Source organism: Streptomyces sp. V2I9 (assembly GCF_030817475.1).
Classification (GTDB): domain Bacteria; phylum Actinomycetota; class Actinomycetes; order Streptomycetales; family Streptomycetaceae; genus Streptomyces.
Window position 1 is genome coordinate 122,025 of record NZ_JAUSZJ010000002.1, and the last position, 17,990, is coordinate 140,014.

Genomic DNA, 17,990 nt, shown 5'->3' on the forward strand with positions numbered 1-17,990 from the left:
CCGTACGGGGGTGAGGACGGGGCCGCGCGATGGCGGCAGCTACACGCGGGTGGCGGCGGAGCGCCCGAGCAGCACCCAGAGCAGGAAGGGGCCGCCGAGGACGGTGGTGACGATGCCGACGGGCAGTTCTGAGCCGTCGAGGACGATGCGGCCGAGGGTGTCGGCGGCGACGACGAGGACGGCTCCGGTGAGCATCGAGCCGACGAGCGGGACCCGCAGGGGCCCGGCGAGCCGGGAGGCGATGACGGGGGAGGCGAGCGCGACGAAGCCGACGGGGCCGCAGATGCCGACCGCGAGGCCCGCGAGGGCGACGGCCAGGAGCAGGGAGAGCGCGCGGACGCGGCCGGGCGCGGAGCCGAGCGAGGAGGCGGTCGCGTCGTCGAAGCGCAGGACGCCCAGGTGCCGGGCGACGACGAGGGCGGCGGGCACCAGGACCGCGAGGCCGATGAGGACGGGCACGGCGACGGAGTAGCTGCGACCGTTGAGGCTGCCCGAGGTCCACACGTACAGGGAGCCGGCGGAGGAGAGGGAGCGGCGGGACAGGACGACCTGGGTGACCGCGGAGGCCAGTGCGGACATGGCGAGGCCGACCACGAGGACGCGGTAGCCGCGTTGGCCGAGGCCGCCGGAGACGGTGGTGACCACGACGACGGCGACGAGCGCGCCGATCGGTCCGGCCCACCAGGCGCCGAAGGACCCGGTGGCGCTGAGCGTGACGGACAGCAGGACCGCGGCGGTGGCCCCGTCGTTGACTCCGAGGAGTTCGGGGGTGGCCAGGCGGTTGCGGGCCAGGGTCTGGGTGAGGCAGCCGGCCAGGCCGAGCGCCGCGCCGGCGGTGAGTCCGGCGACGATGCGGCCGAGTCGGAACTTCTGGACGAGCAGGACGTCGAAGCGGTCACCCTGGCCGAACACCGCACGGAACGTGCGGCCCACGCCCATGTCGCTCTGGCCCGCGTACGCCGAGAGGACCACGGCGAGGACGAGGGCTCCGGCGAGGGCGAGGGCGGCGAGTGCGGCACGCCGGGTCACGAGGAGGGAGAGGGGGCCGCGGCGCAGGACGAGGGTGTCGGCCGGGGCGGCCCGGAGGGTCTTGGCCTTCGGGGTGCGGCGGGTGGGGCGCGGCAGGGCGGTCCGGAGGCGGCGGGGGCGGTCGGGGGCGCGTTCCTCGGTGGCGGGTTCGGTCATGCCCATCGAGGCCAGCTGCCGGGAGCGGACGATGGCGATGAGGACGGGCGCGCCGATGAGGGCGACGATGACGGAGACCGGCGCCTCGAAGGGCCGGGAGACCACCCGCGCGGCGATGTCGGAGACGGTGAGGACGCAGGCCCCGATGAGCCCGGCGAGCAGGATGCGGGCGGCCAGCCGGGTGCCGGCGAGGGCGCGGGCGAGGAACCCGGCGAGCAGGCCGAGGAAGGAGATGGGCCCGGCGAGCGCGACGGCGGCGGCCGTCAGGAGGGTGACGCCGACGGCGACGACCGTACGGATCACGGGGGGCCGGTGCCCGAGGCCCCGTGCCAGATCGTCCCCGAGCGCCAGGGCGGAGAGCGGGCGGGCGGCCAGGAGGGCGATGAGGAAGCCGAGGGCGAGGACGGGGGCGAGGCGGACGAGTTCGCCGAAGCCCTCGACCCCGGCGAGGGAGCCGAGGACCCAGAAGCGGAACCGGTCGTAGGTCTCGGCGGAGTTGACGATGATGACGCTGGTGAGCCCGCCGAAGGTGGCGCCGAGGGCGGCTCCGGCGAGGACCAGGCGCATGGGTGAGCCGCCGCCGCGTCTGCCGGATATCAGGAGGACCAGGCCGCTGGCGACCACCGCGCCGACGAACGCGCAGACGAGGTAGGCGTAACCGGAATCGAAGCCGAGGAGCGCGATGCCCGCGACGACGCCGAGCGAGGCGCCGGCGTTCACCCCGAGGAGCCCGGTCTCGGCCAGGGGGTTGCGGGTGACCGCCTGGAGCAGGCAGCCGGCGACGCCGAGGGCGGCTCCGACGAGCAGCGCGGTGACGGTGCGCGGCAGCCGCAGATCGCCGACGACGAGGGAGAGCCGGGCGTCGTCGCGCGCGCCGTCGCGGCCGAGCAGGTAGTCCAGAACGCCGCCGGGGCCGACCTCGCCCGCGCCGACGCAGAGGGAGAGGGCGGTCAACAGCAGGACGGCGAGGACCAGTCCGGCGACGGCGGCCCCCACGGTCCGCGACCGGGGGCCCGCCGCGGGGCGGGGGTCCTCGGGTGCGTCCGGGGCCGCGGGCTTCCCGGAGGCCGGCCCGTGGCCGGTGGCGTGGCCGGCCTGTCGCGGCGCCCCCTTCTCGACTCCCGTGGCGACGTTCTCATGATCGGTCGGCAGGGCCTCCGTCGGCGGGTCGACTTCGGGCCCGGCCAACTGAACGGTCGAGGTGTCGTGTTCGGGAGCCGAGGCCGTGGTCCCCGTGCGCGGCGTATGCATAAGGTGAGGCTAGCCTAAGTGGAAATCGACGGCTCGACACCTTCTGGGCCGTCGATTCAATTTAGGTTACCCTTACCTAACACCCGGAGGAGGTTGCTCATGGCTGAGCACATACCGGGCAGAAGCGGCGAGTTCCTCGGGCGCACTGCTCTGGTCACCGGTGCCGCACAGGGCATCGGCGCGGCAGTCGCCGACCTGCTCGCCACCCTCGGCGCGCGGGTGGCCGCCACCGACCTGGCCCTGCCCGGCATCGAGGCGCTCGCCGCCGAGTGGGCCCTGGGCCAGGAGAAGCTGCCCGAGGACGAGCGTTCGGCCGGCAGCCTGCACCCGTACGTGATGGATGTCACCGACCGGAGTTCGGTGGAGAGCACCGTGGCCCGCGTGGAACACCAACTGGGTCCGGTGGACGTGCTGGTGAACGTGGCGGGCATCCTGCGGACCGGCCCGGCGTCCGTCCTCTCCGGCCAGGACTGGGCGGACACGTTCGCGGTCAACGCCACCGGCGTCTACCACGTCTCGCAGGCCGTCGCCCCGCTCATGGCCGCCCGCGGATCGGGCGCGGTCGTCACCGTCGGCTCCAACGCCGCCGGAATCCCCCGCACCGGCATGGCCGCCTACGCCGCGTCCAAGGCGGCGGCCGCCATGTTCACCAAATGCCTGGGGCTCGAACTCGCGCGCAGCGGTGTCCGCTGCAACGTCGTCGCGCCCGGTTCCACCGACACCCCGATGCAACGGGCGCTGTGGACCGATCCCGGCGCCGCGCGGCGCGTCCTCGACGGGGACCCCTCGACGTACCGCACCGGCATTCCGCTCGGCCGGATCGCCGACCCGGCGGACATCGCGGAGACGGTGGCGTTCCTCGCCTCGGACCGCGCCCGCCACATCACCATGCAGGAGCTGTACGTCGACGGCGGAGCGACCCTGCGCTGACCGCCGTCCGCTCCTCCCCGCCTTCACCTTCCATCCAGCCCCCGCACCCGCTGACGGGACCATCGAGAATGGAGTTCCCGTGTCGACGGCACCCCAGGTCGCCACGCACACCGAACCGGCCGACCAGGCCCACCCGGCCGTAGGAGCGGCCACCTCACTGCTGGACGCCTACACACCGGGCGACCGCTTTCTCGCAACCCCCGGACGCACCCTGCTCGCACGGGGACCGGGCCGCGAAGTCCCACATGACGAAAGACCGTTGGCCGAACGGGTGGACGCCACGCTCGCCGCGGCGGTCTCCGCCGGGCAGGAGTCGCCGGTGGTCATGGGCGCCATACCCTTCGACCACTGCTCCCCGGCCGCCCTGAGCGTCCCGGCGGCGGTCCGCACCGCGCCGCCGCTCGCCTCCGACCCGCTCATCGCCCTGCCCGCGAGCGCTCCCGCCGCCGGACGATGGCGAATACAGCAGGTGCCCGAGCCGGAGATCTACGGCAAGGGCGTCGCCTCCGCCGTGGAGCGCATGTGGCGCGGGGAGTTCAGCAAGGTCGTCCTGGCACGCACCCTCGAACTCACCTCCGACGCCCCGCTCGACCTGCCCGCGATGCTCCAGCGGCTCGCCCGCCGCGACCCCTCCGGCTACACCTTCGCCCTGCCGACCGGCCCCGGCCGCACCCTCATCGGCGCCAGCCCCGAACTGCTCGTCTCCCGCCACGGGACGCGGGTCGTCGCCAACCCGCTCGCCGGATCGACCCCGCGCAGCGCCGACCTCGCCGAGGACGTACGGCGGGCGGCCACGCTCCTGGAGTCCGTGAAGGACCTCCACGAGCACGCCGTCGTCGTGGACGCCGTCCACCAGGCACTCGCCCCGCACTGCGCGGAGCTGACCGTCCCGGCCCGCCCGACGCTCATCCGCACCGCCACCATGTGGCACCTGTCCACCACGGTCACCGGCACCCTCGCCTCCTCCGACGCCTCGGCGCTGGAACTGGCCTGCGCGCTGCACCCCACGCCCGCCGTCTGCGGGACGCCGACCCCGACCGCCCGTCAGGTCATCGCGGAGACCGAGCCGTTCGACCGCGGGTTCTTCACCGGCATGGTCGGCTGGGGCGACGCCCACGGCGACGGCGAATGGGTCGTCACCATCCGCTGCGCCGACGCCGAGGAGCGCATGCTGCGCCTCTACGCCGGTGCGGGCGTCGTCGCCGCCTCCGAGCCCGAGGCCGAGACCGCCGAGACCGCGGCCAAGTTCCGCACCTTCCTGACCGCCGTGGGAGCCGAGCTGTGAGTACGCAAGCGGCGCCGGCCTGGCCCGCCGAGTTCGCGGAGAAGTACCGGGCGGCGGGCTGGTGGCGCGGCGAGACCTTCGGGGAGATGCTGCGGCAGCGCGCCGAGGCCCATCCGGACCGGGTCGCGATCGTCGATCCCGTGGCGAGGAGCCGGTGGACGTACGCCGATCTCGACCGGCGCGCCGACCGGCTGGCGGCGGGCCTCCTCTCCCGCGGCATCGCCAAGGGCGACAAGGTGGTGGTGCAACTTCCCAACATCGCCGAGTTCTTCGAGGTGATCTTCGCGCTGTTCCGGATCGGCGCCCTGCCGGTCTTCGCGCTGCCGGCGCACCGCGAGAGCGAGATCACCTACTTCTGCGAATTCACCGGGGCGGTGGCGTACATCGTCGCGGCCGAGCACGGCGGCTTCGACTACCGCGAGCTGGCGTCGAAGACCCGTGCCGATGTGAGGACGCTGCGGCACGTGTTCGTCGCCCAGGGGGATCCGGGCGAGTTCGAGGCGCTGTCCGAGGTGGCCGAGGACCCGGTCGGCTACGGCGGTCCGCGCCCGGACGACCTGGCCTTCCTCCAGCTGTCCGGCGGCAGCACCGGTGTGCCGAAGCTGATCCCGCGCACCCACGACGACTACATCTACTCGCTGCGGGGGTCCAACGAGATCTGCGCGGTCGACGAGAACAGCGTCTACCTGTGTGTGCTCCCGGCGGCCCACAACTTCCCCCTCTCCTCCCCCGGTTCGCTGGGCACCCTGTACGCCGGGGGCCGTGTGGTGCTGTGCCCGGCGCCCTCCCCGGAGGCGGCGTTCCCGCTGATCGAACGCGAGGGCGTCACCATCACCGGGCTCGTGCCGCCGCTGGCCCTCCTGTGGACCGAGGCCGCTCCCAACGCGGCACACGACCTCAGCAGCCTGGACGTCCTGCTCGTGGGCGGCGCGAAGTTCAGCGAGGAGGCGGCCCGCCGGGTGCGTCCCGCCCTCGGCTGCACCCTCCAGCAGGTCTTCGGCATGGCCGAGGGGCTGGTCAACTACACCCGGCTGGACGACCCGGTGGAGACGATCGTCACCACTCAGGGGCGGCCCATCTCGCCCGACGACGAGATCCTGGTCGTCGACGACGAGGACCGGGAGGTGGCCCCCGGCGAGACCGGCCACCTGCTGACCCGAGGCCCCTACACCATCCGGGGCTACTGGAACGCCCCGGAGCACAACGCCCGTTCCTTCACCGAGGACGGCTTCTACCGCACGGGCGACATCGTGCGGACCACCCCGACGGGGCACATCGTCGTCGAGGGGCGGGCCAAGGACCAGATCAACCGGGGCGGCGAGAAGATCGCGGCCGAGGAGGTCGAGAACCACATCCTCGCCCACCCGGCCGTGCACGACGCCAACGTGGTGGCCGAGCCCGACCCGTATCTGGGCGAACGCGTCTGCGCCTACGTGATCCTGCGCTCGGGTGAGGGTCCGCTGAAGCCCGTGGCCGTCAAGCGGTTCGTACGCGAACGGGGCCTGGCCGCCTACAAGGTGCCCGACCGGGTCGAGTTCGTGGACGCGTTCCCGCAGACGGGCGTGGGCAAGGTCTCCAAGAAGGACCTCCGCAACGCCGCCGCCCGCACCGCCGCGCCGTCCGCTCCCCCGGTCCCGTCGCCCACGGCCGCGCCCGCCTCCCCGTCCCACTGAACGACTCCTCGAACGGAATGCTCTCCACCATGGCTCTGCCCGCCATCGCCCCCTACCCCATGCCGGCCGCCGACGAGCTGCCCGCCAACCGGGTCGACTGGACCGTCGATCCCGCGCGTGCGGTGCTCCTCGTCCACGACCTGCAGAACCACTTCCTCTCGGCGTACGACCGCGACGCGGCCCCCGTACCCGAACTGCTCGCCCATGTAGCCGAGTTGAAGAAGGATGCCGCTCGGCTCGGTGTTCCGGTGCTCTACACCGCGCAGCCCGGCGGCCAGAGCCCCGAGGAGCGCGGGCTCCAGCAGGACTTCTGGGGGCCCGGCCTCCCGGCCGACGAACACCTGGCCGCCATCGCGGACGAGGTCGCCCCCGACGCGGGCGACACGGTCCTCACCAAGTGGAAGTACAGCGGATTCGTCCGGACCGATCTGCTGGAGCGGCTGCGCGAGCAGGGGCGCGACCAGATCGTCATCACCGGCGTCTACGCCCACATCGGGGTGCTGATGACGGCCTGCGACGCGTGGATGCAGGACATCCAGGCGTTCGTGGTGGCCGACGCGGTGGCGGACTTCTCGGCCGAGGACCATGCGATGGCGCTGCGGTGGGCCGCGGGCAAGTGCGCCGTCGTCACGACCGCCCGGACCGTCTTCGAAGGGAAGTGACCGCCGTGGCGCTCACGCTCGAACAACTGCGTGCCGATGTCGCCGACATCCTCGGGGAGGACCCCGAGGAGATCCCGGTCGACGAGAACCTCGTCGACTACGGCCTCGACTCCGTCCGCCTGATGTCGCTGGCCGCCGCCTGGCGCCGCGACCACGGCATCGAGGTGGCCTTCGCCGACCTCGCCGAGAAGCCCGCCCTGGAGTCCTGGGCCCCTCTGCTCGGCATCACCGGCTGAACCCGCCGGCCCCGCAGGCCGCCCCGGGGACCGGCCCGAGGACCACTTGTGGGACCGGCCCCCCGGGCCGGCCGGTCGCCGGTGGGCGCGATCCCCGCGGGCGGGCCGGGCGTGGGGAATCCCCACGCCCGGCCCGCCGGGTCCGCCCGCTCCGCCCGCGACGCGGCCGGCGGCCCGGCTCCTAGGCGCTTCCCAGGGCTTCGGAGACGAGGGCCTGCGCCTCCTCCTGGACCCGGGCGAGGTGGCCGGGGCCCTGGAAGCTCTCCGCGTACACCTTGTAGACGTCCTCGGTGCCCGAGGGGCGGGCGGCGAACCAGGCGCTGTCGGTGCAGACCTTGAGGCCGCCGATGGGCGCCCCGTTGCCGGGGGCCTCGGTGAGGACGGCGGTGATCGGTTCCCCGGCCAGGGTGTCGGCCTCGACCTGCTGCGGGGAGAGCTTGGCGAGGACGGCCTTCTCCTCTCGGGTGGCGGGTGCGTCGACGCGCGCGTAGGCCGGGTCGCCGAAGCGGTCGGTGAGCCGCGCGTAGTGCTCGGAGGGGGTGGCCCCGGTGACGGCGGTGATCTCGGAGGCGAGGAGGGCCAGCAGGATGCCGTCCTTGTCCGTGGTCCAGACCCTGCCGTCGCGGCGCAGGAAGGAGGCCCCGGCGGACTCCTCGCCGCCGAAGCCGAGGCTGCCGTCGTGGAGGCCGTCGACGAACCACTTGAAGCCGACCGGGACCTCCATCAGGGGGCGGCCGAGGTCGTGGGCGACCCGGTCGATCATCGACGACGAGACCAGGGTCTTGCCGATGCCGGTCCCGGCGGCCCATCCGTCGCGGTGGGTGCAGAGGTGGTCGATGGCGACGGCCAAATAGTGGTTGGGGTTCATCAGGCCGCCGTCCGGGGTGACGATGCCGTGCCGGTCGGCGTCGGCGTCGTTGCCGGTGGAGATGGCGTACGCGTCGCGCTGCTCGATCAGCGAGGCCATGGCGTGCGGCGAGGAGCAGTCCATACGGATCTTGCCGTCCCAGTCCAGCGTCATGAACCGCCAGGTGGGATCGGCCAGCGGGTTGACGACGGTGAGGTCGATCCCGTGCCGTTCGGCGATCCGCCCCCAGTAGGCGACGGACGCGCCGCCGAGCGGGTCGGCGCCGATCCGGATGCCCGCGTCCCGTACGGCGTCGAGGTCGAGGACGGAGGGCAGGTCGTCGACGTACGCGGTCAGGAAGTCGTGACGGCGGGTGGTGTCGGCGGCCAGGGCGCGGGCGTAGGGGATGCGGCGGACCTCTCCGAGCCCCGCCTCGATCAGGGCGTTGGCCCGGTCCTGGATCCAGGAGGTGGCGTCGGAGGCGGCCGGTCCCCCGTTCGGCGGGTTGTACTTGAAGCCGCCGTCGGCGGGCGGGTTGTGCGAGGGGGTGACCACGATGCCGTCGGCCAGGTGCCCGGCGCGCCCCTGGTTGTACGTGAGGATGGCGTGCGAGACGGCGGGGGTCGGGGTGTAGCCGTCCGCGCTGTCGATGAGGGTGGTGACGCCGTTCGCGGCGAGCACCTCCAGGGCGGTGACGCGGGCCGGTTCGGAGAGGGCGTGGGTGTCCGCGCCGAGGAACAGGGGCCCGTCGGTGCCCTGGCGGGCGCGGTAGTCGCAGATCGCCTGGGTGGTCGCGGCGATGTGGTCCTCGTTGAACGCGGCGGCGAACGCGGAGCCGCGGTGGCCCGAGGTGCCGAAGGCCACCCGCTGGGCGGGGTCGGCCGGATCGGGATGGAGGGCGTAGTAGGCCGTCACCAGGCGTGCCACGTCGACCAGGTCTGCGGGCTGTGCCGGGTGACCGGCCCGTTCGTGCACCATCGGGGTCTCCTCGTACGTCTTCGTCACCGGCCGGCCCGCGGGGGGACGGGGCCGGCGCACCGGGGAAAGATCACCCGGTCCGTACCCGATTCTGTCGTCTCGACCGCCCCGGTGCGCGACCGGTTCACGCCTTCCTCGTGTCGCGTCCGGCCGGAGCGGCGCCACGCCCCCGGTCATCGGCGGACCGGGGGCGTGGGGATCAGGCGGGTTTGCGGCTCAACGGCCCTGGAGGGACTTCACGTTGTCGCCGAAGGTCCAGTTCCTGGAGCCGTCCCAGTTGAGGGACCAGGTCATCAGCCCCTTGAGGGAACCGTTGTAGCGGTTCCACGCCTGCGAGACGAGCGAGGGCGACATGTGGCCGCCGCCCGCGCCGGGCTGGGCGGGCAGGCCCGGCACCTGCTTGTCGTAGGGCACCTTGACGGTGGTGCCCTGGATCACGAGCCCCTTGTTCAGGCAGTCGGTCTGTGCGGTGAAGCCCGCGACGGTTCCGGCGGAGTAGGAGTCGCCGGAGCAGCCGTACATGCTGCCGTTGTAGTACTGCATGTTCAGCCACCACAGGCGGCCGTTGTCGGCGTACTTCTTGATGACCGGGAGGTACGCGCCCCAGATCGAGCCGTAGACCACGCTGCCGCCGGTGACGTAGGCCGTCTCGGGGGCCATGGTGAGGCCGAAGTTCGGCGGCATGGCGGCGAGGACGCCGTCGATGATGCGGATGAGGTTGGCCTGCGACGGGGAGGGCTGGTTGATGTTGCCGGAACCGACGAGTCCGGTCTCGATGTCGATGTCGATGCCGTCGAAGTTGTACTTCTTCAGGATCGGGACGATCGTCGCGACGAACCGGTCGGCCACCGCGCCGGAGCTGAGGTCGATTCCGGCGGTGGCCCCGCCGATCGACATGAGGGTGGTCAGGCCGGCCGCCTTGGCCTGGCACATCTCCGCGGGGGTGGCGACCCTGACCGTGTTGTCCATGCCGTCCTCCCAGAGGACGGTGCCGTCGGAGCGGATGACGGGGAAGGCCGCGTTGATGACGTTGTAGCCGTGCCGGGTGATACGGGGGTCGGTGATCGGGATCCAGCCGAGGGGCGGGTGCACGCCGTTGGCCGCGCCGTCCCAGTTCTCCCAGTACCCCTGGAGCACCTTGCCCGCGGGCTTCGACTTGACCGCACAGGTCTCGGCGGCGGCGTTCTTCGTTCCCGACGTCTCGGGCGGCGCGGCTCCGACCAGCATCGGTACGGTGAGCGCAGCGGCCAGGGCGAGGCCCAGCAGTCGTGGTGCACGTCCCATGGTCCGTCAGTCCTTCCTGCCCGGGTCCGCCGCCGACGGCGCGAAAGGTTCGCCCCGACCCGCCCTGTGTCGTGACCCTGCCAAACCGTAGAATGGTCCAGACCTTCGGTCAAGAGGTCTGGACCAGATACGCCGTCAGGGGCGTGCGACGGGCGCCGCGGCGGCGTGCCGGGGCACGTCACCGCAGCCCGTGGTGGTCACGCGTCGCCTGATCCCCGCCGGGGCGTGGGGGGAACGCCGTCGTTGACCCACTGGGCCATGATCACCGGCGCGTTGTAGTGGCCGCCGTTGATGGTGTTGTGGTTGATCGCCACGGCGGGGCCGGTGGACTGCTGGGGCGCCAGCTCGTCGAGGATCGCCCGCAGTTCTCCGGCGGCCGCGGGGTCGGCGCGCAGGGTGCGGCGGAGCCTGTTGCGCCACTCCGCCTCGATGTCCGCGGCCGCCGCCTCGTCGTCCTCGGCGCGGGCCGCCGTCAGCTCCGCGCGGGATTCCTCCAGCTCGGCGTCGATCACCTCGTCGTCCTCGCCCCGGCCCAGGAACCGGACGAGCCGCCCGCGCACCTGCGTCCACGCCTCCGTCGCCATCAGCCCCACGAAGGTCGTCGCCCCCGAAGCCGCCAGTGCCGCCAACTCGGCTTCCACCGAATCCCCTCCGCCTCACCTGTCGTGCCGTACGGGCACACCGCCCGCCACTGGTGCAACCGTAGAGAGGTGACGGCCCCGGAGGAAGCAGAATCCGGGGCGCGGCGGCGAGCAGTTCCGGCCAAGTCGGCCGGACCCCAGGGGGTTCGGGCACATTCCGTCTGCATGTCCGCGGCCGTCTCCGCCCGGCACGGCCCGCCGCACGGCCGCGGGGCGCCCGAGAGGCGATGATGGACGGTGGAGGGGGCCGCGATACGACGGCGGTGCGCCGAGACCGCCGACCGCCGCTCCCGGAAGGGCGTTCGCCATGTCCGCAGCCGGAGTGAAGAGGTCGGTCGGGGCACTGTTCGGTGCGCTGCTGCTGGCCATGACCGCAGGATGCACGGGCGGGGACGGCTCGCCCTCGCCCCACGACAGCACGTCCTTCGGGGGACGGGCCGGGCGGGTGCTCGCCGTGAAGATCGACAACGTGGCCCCCGCGCGCCCGCACACCGGACTGGAGAAGGCCGACGTCGTGTACGTCGAGCAGGTGGAGGCCGGGCTGAGCCGGATCCTCGCCGTCTACTCCTCCGAGGTGCCGCCGGTGATCGGCCCGGTGCGCAGCGCGCGGGAGACCGATCTGGAACTGCTGCGGCAGTTCGGCCGGCCGGTGCTGGCCTTCTCGGGCGCTCAGGGCAGGCTGCTGCCGGTCATCGACCGCGCGCCGCTGGACGCCGTGCCGCCCTCGAAGGCGCCGGGGGCCTACTTCCGGGGTCCGGGGCGGCCCGCGCCGCACAATCTCTACCTGCGGCCGGGGAGGATTCCGTTCGAGGCGTCCGGGGCGGACGCCGTCGAGGCGCTGGGGCTGAAGACGGGTGCGACGCCCTCCGGCGGGGAGCCGGAGGACAGCCGCACGGTGCGCTATCCGTCCGCGTCCGTGACGTTCAGCTGGTCGGCGGGGCGCGAGCGGTGGCTGGTCTCGCTGGACGGGGCGCCGGCCCGGACGAGCGAGGGCGGCCGGCTCGGGGCCGGCACGGTGGTCGTCCAGGAGGTGACCGTACGGCCGTCCGAGTTCCGCGACCGGTCCGGCAACGTCAGCCCGTTCACCGAGACGGTGGGGGCGGGCAGCGCGGTCGTCCTGCGGGACGGCCGGGCCCACGACGTGCGGTGGTCGCGCCCCTCGGCGGACGCGGACACCGTATACACCGCCTCCGACGGGCGGCGCATCGAACTCGCCGAGGGCCCGCTGTGGATCCTGTACGCGCCCCGCGGGGGCTCCGGTTCCGCGACGGCCCCCTGAGGCAGGGTGCGGGACGGGGCGTCCGCCCGGTGGCGGGGGCCGTGGGCCCCGCCACCGGTGGACATGACGGTCCACCGGGCCGGGCCGGGCCCGTGGACACGGGGCACCGGGGGTGCGGGCCGCCCCCGGCCGGCGGTCAGGAGCGGGAGAGCAGCGCCCCGCCCGCGTACTGCGCCGCGTCGCCCAGCTCCTCCTCGATCCGGATCAGCTGGTTGTACTTGGCGGTGCGGTCGGAGCGGGACAGCGAGCCCGTCTTGATCTGGCCGCAGCCCGTCGCCACCGCCAGGTCCGCGATGGTGGTGTCCTCCGTCTCCCCCGAGCGGTGGGACATCACGGCGCTCCAGCCGGCCCGGCGGGCGGTGGCGACCGTGGCGAGCGCCTCGGTCAGGGTGCCGATCTGGTTGACCTTCACCAGGACCGAGTTGCCGACGCCGGTACGGATGCCTTCGCGCACCTGCGCCTCGTCCGTGCAGAACACGTCGTCGCCGGTGAGCTGGCAGCGGTGGCCGACGCGGGCGGTCAGCTCGCGTCAGCCGTCCATGTCGTTCTCGGCCATCGGGTCCTCGATGGAGACGATCGGGTACGCGTCGATCAGCTCGACCAGGTAGTCGACCTGCTCGGAGGGGGTGCGGCGGACGCCCTCGCCGGTGTAGACGTAGGCGCCGTCGCGGAAGAACTCCGACGAGGCGGGGTCCATGATCAGGCCGATGTCCGTACCGGGCCGGTACCCGGTGCGTTCCACGGCGCTCAGTACGAAGTCGAGCGCCTCCTCGGCCGTACGCAGCGCGGGTGCGAAGCCGCCCTCGTCGCCGACGCCGGTGGCGTGGCCGGCGGCGAGCAGGTCGCGGCGCAGGGTGTGGAAGATCTCGGAGCCCATCCGGACGGCCTCCGCGAAGGTCGTCGCGCCCACCGGCGCGATCATGAACTCCTGGAAGTCGAGCGGATTGTCGGCATGAGCGCCGCCGTTGATGATGTTCATCATCGGGAGCGGCAGGAGACGGGCGTCGGCGCCGCCCAGGTAGCGGTAGAGCGGCTGGCGGTGGGACGCGGCGGCGGCCTTCGCGGCGGCGAGCGAGACGCCGAGGATCGCGTTGGCGCCGAGCCGGGACTTGCCGGGCGTTCCGTCGAGCGCGACGAGCGCCGCGTCCAGACCCGCCTGGTCGTCGGCGTCGCGGCCCACCACGGCGGCCGCTATCTCCCCGGAGACATGGCCGACCGCGCGGTCCACGCCCTTGCCGTGCCACTGTCCGGCGTCCCCGTCACGCAGCTCGACGGCCTCCCGTGCTCCGGTGGAGGCGCCGGAGGGGACCGCGGCACGGCCGAGGGACCCGTCGGCGAGGCGGACGTCGGCCTCGACGGTGGGGTTGCCACGGCTGTCGATGACGCGGCGGGCGGTCACGGACCGGATGGCGGTGGGTCCGACAGCTGCGAGGTCCATGGAAGGCCCTTCCGTAGTCACATGTCGCGGCACTCTTGCGACAGCGCCGGCGCGAACCGCGACACCAGGACTCTACAGCAATGCTGTTCAGATGTGCTGCGCAGTCCTGCTGTGCAGTTTCGCCGGTGGTCTCCCACGCACCCGTCACCTGCGCGGACTCCTCGCGGCGCACGGGTTAGAGTTCCCTATGCCCACCCCGGAGCCCGCCGCCGTCGCCGCCGATCTGCGGATCGCCATGGGCAAACTCGCACGGCGCGTGAAGCAGGAGGACCGGATCCCGCACGGCCAGGTCGCCGTGCTGGGCGTCCTCGATCGAAACGGGGCCATGACCACCAGCGACCTCGCGGCGGACCAGCGCGTGCGTCCCCAGTCGATGGCCCGCGCGGTCGGGCTCCTGATGGACCAGGGCCTCGTCGTCCGCCGGGCGCACCCCACGGACGGCCGCAAGTCCCTGGTGGACCTCTCCGAGGTGGGGCGGGCCGCTCTGGAAGCGGAGCGCGACCGCCGGGCCGACTGGCTGGCCCGCGCGATCGACCTCGAACTCAGCACGGAGGAGCAGGAACTGCTCGCGCGCACTGCCGTACTGATGGAACGGCTCGCCGCGTACTGAGGCGCCACGGGCCGGCCGGTCCGGCGGGGGAACCGGAGCCCGCGGAAAATCGCGTTGTCGGGGGCGTACGGGTGTGTGAAGGTCGCCCGATGAACTCTCCGCGACATGTCCTCCTGCGCCGCCAGTTCGACCTGACCTGGTCGCTGTTCGACTACCACCTCGACCGGCTCGACGCCGAGGACTTCCTGTGGCAGCCGGGGCCGTTGTGCTGGACGGTGCACCGGCAGGCCGACGGGCGGTGGCTGCCGGACTGGGCGGAGACGGAGCCCGAACCGATTCCCGTACCGACGATCGGCTGGCTCACCTGGCACATCGGCTGGTGGTGGGGGACGGCGGTCGCCCACGCCTCGGGCCGGAAGCCGCGGGAGCGGGAGGACGTCGCGTGGCCGGGCGACGCGGAGAGCGCCATCGGGTGGCTGCGCGCCCTGAAGGACGAGTGGCTGGAGGTCCTGGACGGTCTCGGCGAGGCGGACCTCGACGCGACCGCGCCGTTCCCCTGGGGACACGGCGCGGACCGCACCGTCGCCGACATGGCCGCCTGGGTCAACGCCGAACTGATGAAGAACGTGGCGGAGATCGGCCAGCTCCGCCTGTTGCGCGCGGCGTCCTCCGCCTGACCGGGAGCCGTGCGGGCGGCCGCCCGCCCGCACATCCGTAGCGCTCTTCGAGGGGGTTCGGGCGGCCTTGTGCCCCGACCGGCCGCAGCACCCTCGGCCCGCGTCCTGCCGGGATCCCGCGCCTGACCAACCGTCAGCACTCATGGGTTAGGCTCCCCTTACACGGCGGGAGATGCTCCTCCCCCCTCCCCCAAGGAGACGCCCATGCGTCCGGTGATCGAGCGGACCGACGGTGAGAGCCCCTTCACCGCGTTCGCGCTTCCCGGCCGACCCGGTACCGACGCGTTCTGGGCGGCGGTACGCACGCCCGTGTCGCTGCCGGTGGACGGCGGCTGGCGCACCCTCTTCCTGTGGCGTGGCCCCGAGGCCGTGCTCGACTTCGAGAGCTGGTCGCCGCCCGTGCCACTGCGGCGTCTGCCGAACACGGACTGCTGGTACGCCGAGGTCCCGATGCCCGAACGGCTGCGGGTGACGTACCGCTTCCTCGTGGGGGACACGGCCCACGCCGATCCGTTCAACCCGGTCGGCGCCGGGGCCGACCGGTCCATCGCCGCGACGCCGGACGCCCCGCCCCAGCCGCACTGGCCCGCGCTGGGCCCCGACGACGTGCCGCCCCTCCCCCGCACCCGGATCCGCTGGAACAGCGCCCGGCTCGGCGGGCGGCGTACCGTGCGCGTCCACCCGGCGGGGGGCGGCGGCCCGGTGGTTCTGCTGCTCGACGGGGACGACTGGCTGTACCTGCATCCGGCCATGACCGCCTTCGACGCGGCCGTCGCCGCCGGGGATCTGCCGCCGGTCACCCTGGTGTTCCTGCCGGCCAAGGACCGGGAGGCCGAGTTCGCGTGCCGTCCCGAGCTGTGGGAGGCCGTCCGGGACGAACTGCTGCCGCTGGTGCGCGAGTCGGGGGTGTCGGCGGACCTGGACCGGCTGGTGGTCGCGGGGCAGAGCCTGGGCGGTCTGAGCGCACTGTACGCGGCGCTGGAGTTTCCCGAGCTGGTGTCCGCGGTGGCCTGCCAGTCGGGGTCCTTCTGGTGGACGCCGGGGGCCGGGGACCGGCCGGAGCCGCTGAACGGGCCGGCCGGCGGCGTCATCGCGGAGCGGCTGCGCCGGGGCGTCGACCTGTCGGGGCTGCGGTGCGCGTTCGACGTGGGCGAGCACGAGGCAGCGATGCTGCCGCACTGCGAGGTGACCGAGGCGCTCACCGAGCGGTCCGGCGCCGCGGTGCGGGTGTCGCGTTCGGCGTCGGACCACGACCGGGCGGGCTGGCGGCACGCCCTTCTCAGGGACGTCGCCTGGGCGCTCGGCTGAGGAGCCGCCCGGATGGGCGGCCTCCGGAACGCCCCGTGGACGCACCGGTGACCGCCCGGCGGCTCATCTCGCCACGGCCCGGCAGTACGCCTCGTCGCCGGCGAGGAGGTTGCGGTGGGTGTCCTCGGCGGTGACGACACCTCCGTCCAGCACGAGCACCCGGTCGGCCGCGTCCAGCAGCGCCGGACTGCTGGTGATCACCAGCGTCGTCCGGCCCCGGCGCAGTTTTGCGATGTTGCGGGCGATGAGCTGCTCCGTGACCGCGTCGACGGCCGTCGTCGGGTCGTGCAGGACGAGCATCTCGGTGTCGGCGGCCAACGCACGGGCCAGTGAGAGGCGTTGCCGCTGCCCGCCGGAGAGGTTCGCGCCCCGGTCGCGGACCGGGTGGTCGAGCCCCTCGCGGTGGAGGGCGACGACATCGGTGAGCATGGACGCCTCGACGGCCGCGTCGACCGGCCGGCCGCTGCCCGAGGGGTCGATGTTCGTCCGGAGGGTGCCGGCGAAGATCTCCCCGTCGTACGGGTTCACCAGCAGGTGCTCGCGGACCGCCTCGACCGACAGGTCCCCGATCTCCCGGCCGCCGACGCGCACCACTCCCCCGTACGTCCGGGGAGCGGTGTTCACCGCGAGGACCGAGGCCAACTCGGCGGCGGTGCGCGGCTGGTAGGCGGCGATCGCCACGAACTCGCCGGCCTCCACCGTGAACGTGACCCCCCGGAGGGTTCCATGGTGTACGCCGTCGACCTCCAAGGACCCGCCCGGCTCGGGCCGCTCCGTCCCGGTGGCCGTCGCGGAGGGCGCGTCCAGGACCAGCGCCATACGCTCGGCCGAGGCGCGGGCGATCATGACGTACTTGGGCATCTCGGAGAACATCTTGAGCGGTTCCATGATGAACTGCGCGAGGCCCACGGCCATGACCAGCTCCCCGATGGTGATCCGGCCCTCGAAGGCCAGCCACCCGGCCGTGAGGGAGACGGCCGCGGCGAGGACCGCGTTCAGCGCCTGCGCGGTGCCGGCGTAGGCGCCGTTCACCCGGGCGACCGTGATCGCCTGGCGTCTTGCGTCCGTGCTGACCCCGCGGTAGGAGCCGAAGGCGGCGTGGTTGCCGCCGAAGCCGTGCAGCGGGCGCAGCCCGATGATGAGGTCGGCCACCTTGGCGCCCGCCCGCGCCACCCTGGCCTGCTGCTCCTGCGTGCCGGCTCCGATCCTCTTGGACATCACCGCGAGGACCGACAGGATCGCGACGGTCCCCACGATCACCAGCAGGCCGAGCCTCAGGTCGGCGAGACCCAGGGCGACCGCCGCGACCACGACCGCGACCAGGGAGCTGACCAGCAGCGGCACCACCTCGATGATGTCGGCGGTCTGGTCGGCGTCCTCGGTGGCAATGGTCAGGATCTCACCGGACTTGAGGTCCACGTCCCCGGCCGCAGGCTGGAGCCCGCAGGCGGCGACCCGTACCCGCCAGCGGTGGGCCTCGGTCGTGTTGGCCTTCTGCAGGACGCGCATGCCGAACCGCCACGACAGGGAGACCGTCGTGATGATCACGGCCAGCGCGCCGATGGAGGCGCCGAGCGAGCCGGGGCTGCGGTCCCGCATCGTGTGCTCGACGATGAGGCCGAGCGCGATGGGGAACGCGGTCTCGGCCGCCTGGTACAGGCCCATGAGGACGGTTCCCGCGGCCATGGCGCCGATGTTGCGGCGCAGCGCCGTCCGCAGGATGGCGGCGCCGGGGCGGGGCCGCCGGGTTTCGGGGTTCTTCATCG

The 17,990-nt window shown here is 73.4% G+C and carries 14 protein-coding genes and 1 pseudogene; 9 read left to right on the forward strand and 6 right to left on the reverse strand.

What is annotated here, in order from left to right; translation table 11 throughout:
* Positions 1-39: 39 nt before the first annotated feature.
* Positions 40-2,436 carry a Fe(3+)-hydroxamate ABC transporter permease FhuB gene (gene fhuB / locus QFZ71_RS00570; protein ID WP_307666263.1) on the reverse strand — a complete coding sequence of 799 codons (2,397 nt, stop codon included), beginning with the start codon at positions 2,434-2,436 and terminating at the stop codon, positions 40-42.
* A 99-nt stretch (positions 2,437-2,535) separates the two neighbouring features.
* Here fhuB and QFZ71_RS00575 point away from each other — a divergent pair, with 99 nt between their 5' ends.
* The 5 genes from QFZ71_RS00575 to QFZ71_RS00595 all read left to right on the forward strand — a co-directional run bounded on the left by QFZ71_RS00575 (position 2,536) and on the right by QFZ71_RS00595 (position 7,222).
* On the forward strand, positions 2,536-3,366 hold the full coding sequence (locus QFZ71_RS00575; protein ID WP_307666264.1) for a 2,3-dihydro-2,3-dihydroxybenzoate dehydrogenase: 831 nt from the start codon (positions 2,536-2,538) through the stop codon (positions 3,364-3,366).
* A 79-nt stretch (positions 3,367-3,445) separates the two neighbouring features.
* Positions 3,446-4,651, forward strand: coding sequence for an isochorismate synthase DhbC (gene dhbC / locus QFZ71_RS00580; protein ID WP_307666265.1), 1,206 nt, complete (start codon positions 3,446-3,448; stop codon positions 4,649-4,651).
* On the forward strand, positions 4,648-6,324 hold the full coding sequence (locus tag QFZ71_RS00585; protein WP_307666266.1) for a (2,3-dihydroxybenzoyl)adenylate synthase: 1,677 nt from the start codon (positions 4,648-4,650) through the stop codon (positions 6,322-6,324). Before dhbC ends, QFZ71_RS00585 begins: the two co-directional genes overlap by 4 nt.
* A 29-nt stretch (positions 6,325-6,353) precedes the next feature.
* On the forward strand, positions 6,354-6,986 hold the full coding sequence (locus tag QFZ71_RS00590; RefSeq protein WP_307666267.1) for an isochorismatase family protein: 633 nt from the start codon (positions 6,354-6,356) through the stop codon (positions 6,984-6,986).
* The gene (locus QFZ71_RS00595) at positions 6,983-7,222 is read left to right on the forward strand and encodes a phosphopantetheine-binding protein (RefSeq protein WP_307666268.1); all 240 of its coding nucleotides are present in this window, start codon (positions 6,983-6,985) and stop codon (positions 7,220-7,222) included. The genes QFZ71_RS00590 and QFZ71_RS00595 overlap by 4 nt, the downstream gene beginning before the upstream one ends.
* Positions 7,223-7,403: 181 nt before the next feature.
* On the opposite strand, the gene pgm is transcribed toward QFZ71_RS00595, so the two are convergent.
* From pgm to QFZ71_RS00610, 3 genes are all read right to left on the reverse strand, one after another.
* Positions 7,404-9,047: a phosphoglucomutase (alpha-D-glucose-1,6-bisphosphate-dependent) gene (gene pgm / locus QFZ71_RS00600; protein WP_307666269.1), complete on the reverse strand. Its 1,644-nt coding sequence runs from the start codon at positions 9,045-9,047 to the stop codon at positions 7,404-7,406.
* 216 nt (positions 9,048-9,263) lie between these two features.
* Positions 9,264-10,331, reverse strand: coding sequence for a chitinase (locus QFZ71_RS00605; RefSeq protein ID WP_307666270.1), 1,068 nt, complete (start codon positions 10,329-10,331; stop codon positions 9,264-9,266).
* 197 nt (positions 10,332-10,528) lie between these two features.
* The gene (locus QFZ71_RS00610; RefSeq protein ID WP_307666271.1) at positions 10,529-10,972 is read right to left on the reverse strand and encodes a hypothetical protein; all 444 of its coding nucleotides are present in this window, start codon (positions 10,970-10,972) and stop codon (positions 10,529-10,531) included.
* A 307-nt stretch (positions 10,973-11,279) separates the two neighbouring features.
* Between QFZ71_RS00610 and QFZ71_RS00615 the strand changes: the two genes are divergently transcribed.
* Complete coding sequence (locus tag QFZ71_RS00615) at positions 11,280-12,251, forward strand: DUF3048 domain-containing protein (protein ID WP_307666272.1); 972 nt, start codon at positions 11,280-11,282, stop codon at positions 12,249-12,251.
* A gap of 136 nt (positions 12,252-12,387) precedes the next feature.
* Here QFZ71_RS00615 and eno read toward each other — a convergent pair.
* Positions 12,388-13,689, reverse strand: a pseudogene (gene eno / locus QFZ71_RS00620) (phosphopyruvate hydratase).
* A gap of 187 nt (positions 13,690-13,876) precedes the next feature.
* Between eno and QFZ71_RS00625 the strand changes: the two are divergent.
* The 3 genes from QFZ71_RS00625 to QFZ71_RS00635 all read left to right on the forward strand — a co-directional run bounded on the left by QFZ71_RS00625 (position 13,877) and on the right by QFZ71_RS00635 (position 16,224).
* Complete coding sequence (locus QFZ71_RS00625) at positions 13,877-14,299, forward strand: MarR family winged helix-turn-helix transcriptional regulator (RefSeq protein ID WP_307666273.1); 423 nt, start codon at positions 13,877-13,879, stop codon at positions 14,297-14,299.
* A gap of 89 nt (positions 14,300-14,388) precedes the next feature.
* Positions 14,389-14,916: a DinB family protein gene (locus tag QFZ71_RS00630; RefSeq protein ID WP_307666274.1), complete on the forward strand. Its 528-nt coding sequence runs from the start codon at positions 14,389-14,391 to the stop codon at positions 14,914-14,916.
* Between the two features lie 204 nt (positions 14,917-15,120).
* Entirely contained in the window at positions 15,121-16,224 is a 1,104-nt protein-coding gene (locus tag QFZ71_RS00635; RefSeq protein ID WP_307666275.1) for an alpha/beta hydrolase-fold protein, read from the forward strand.
* A 63-nt stretch (positions 16,225-16,287) separates the two neighbouring features.
* Here the strand turns inward: QFZ71_RS00635 and QFZ71_RS00640 are convergent, their stop codons facing one another.
* The gene (locus tag QFZ71_RS00640) at positions 16,288-17,988 is read right to left on the reverse strand and encodes an ABC transporter ATP-binding protein (protein ID WP_307666276.1); all 1,701 of its coding nucleotides are present in this window, start codon (positions 17,986-17,988) and stop codon (positions 16,288-16,290) included.
* Positions 17,989-17,990 lie beyond the last annotated feature (2 nt).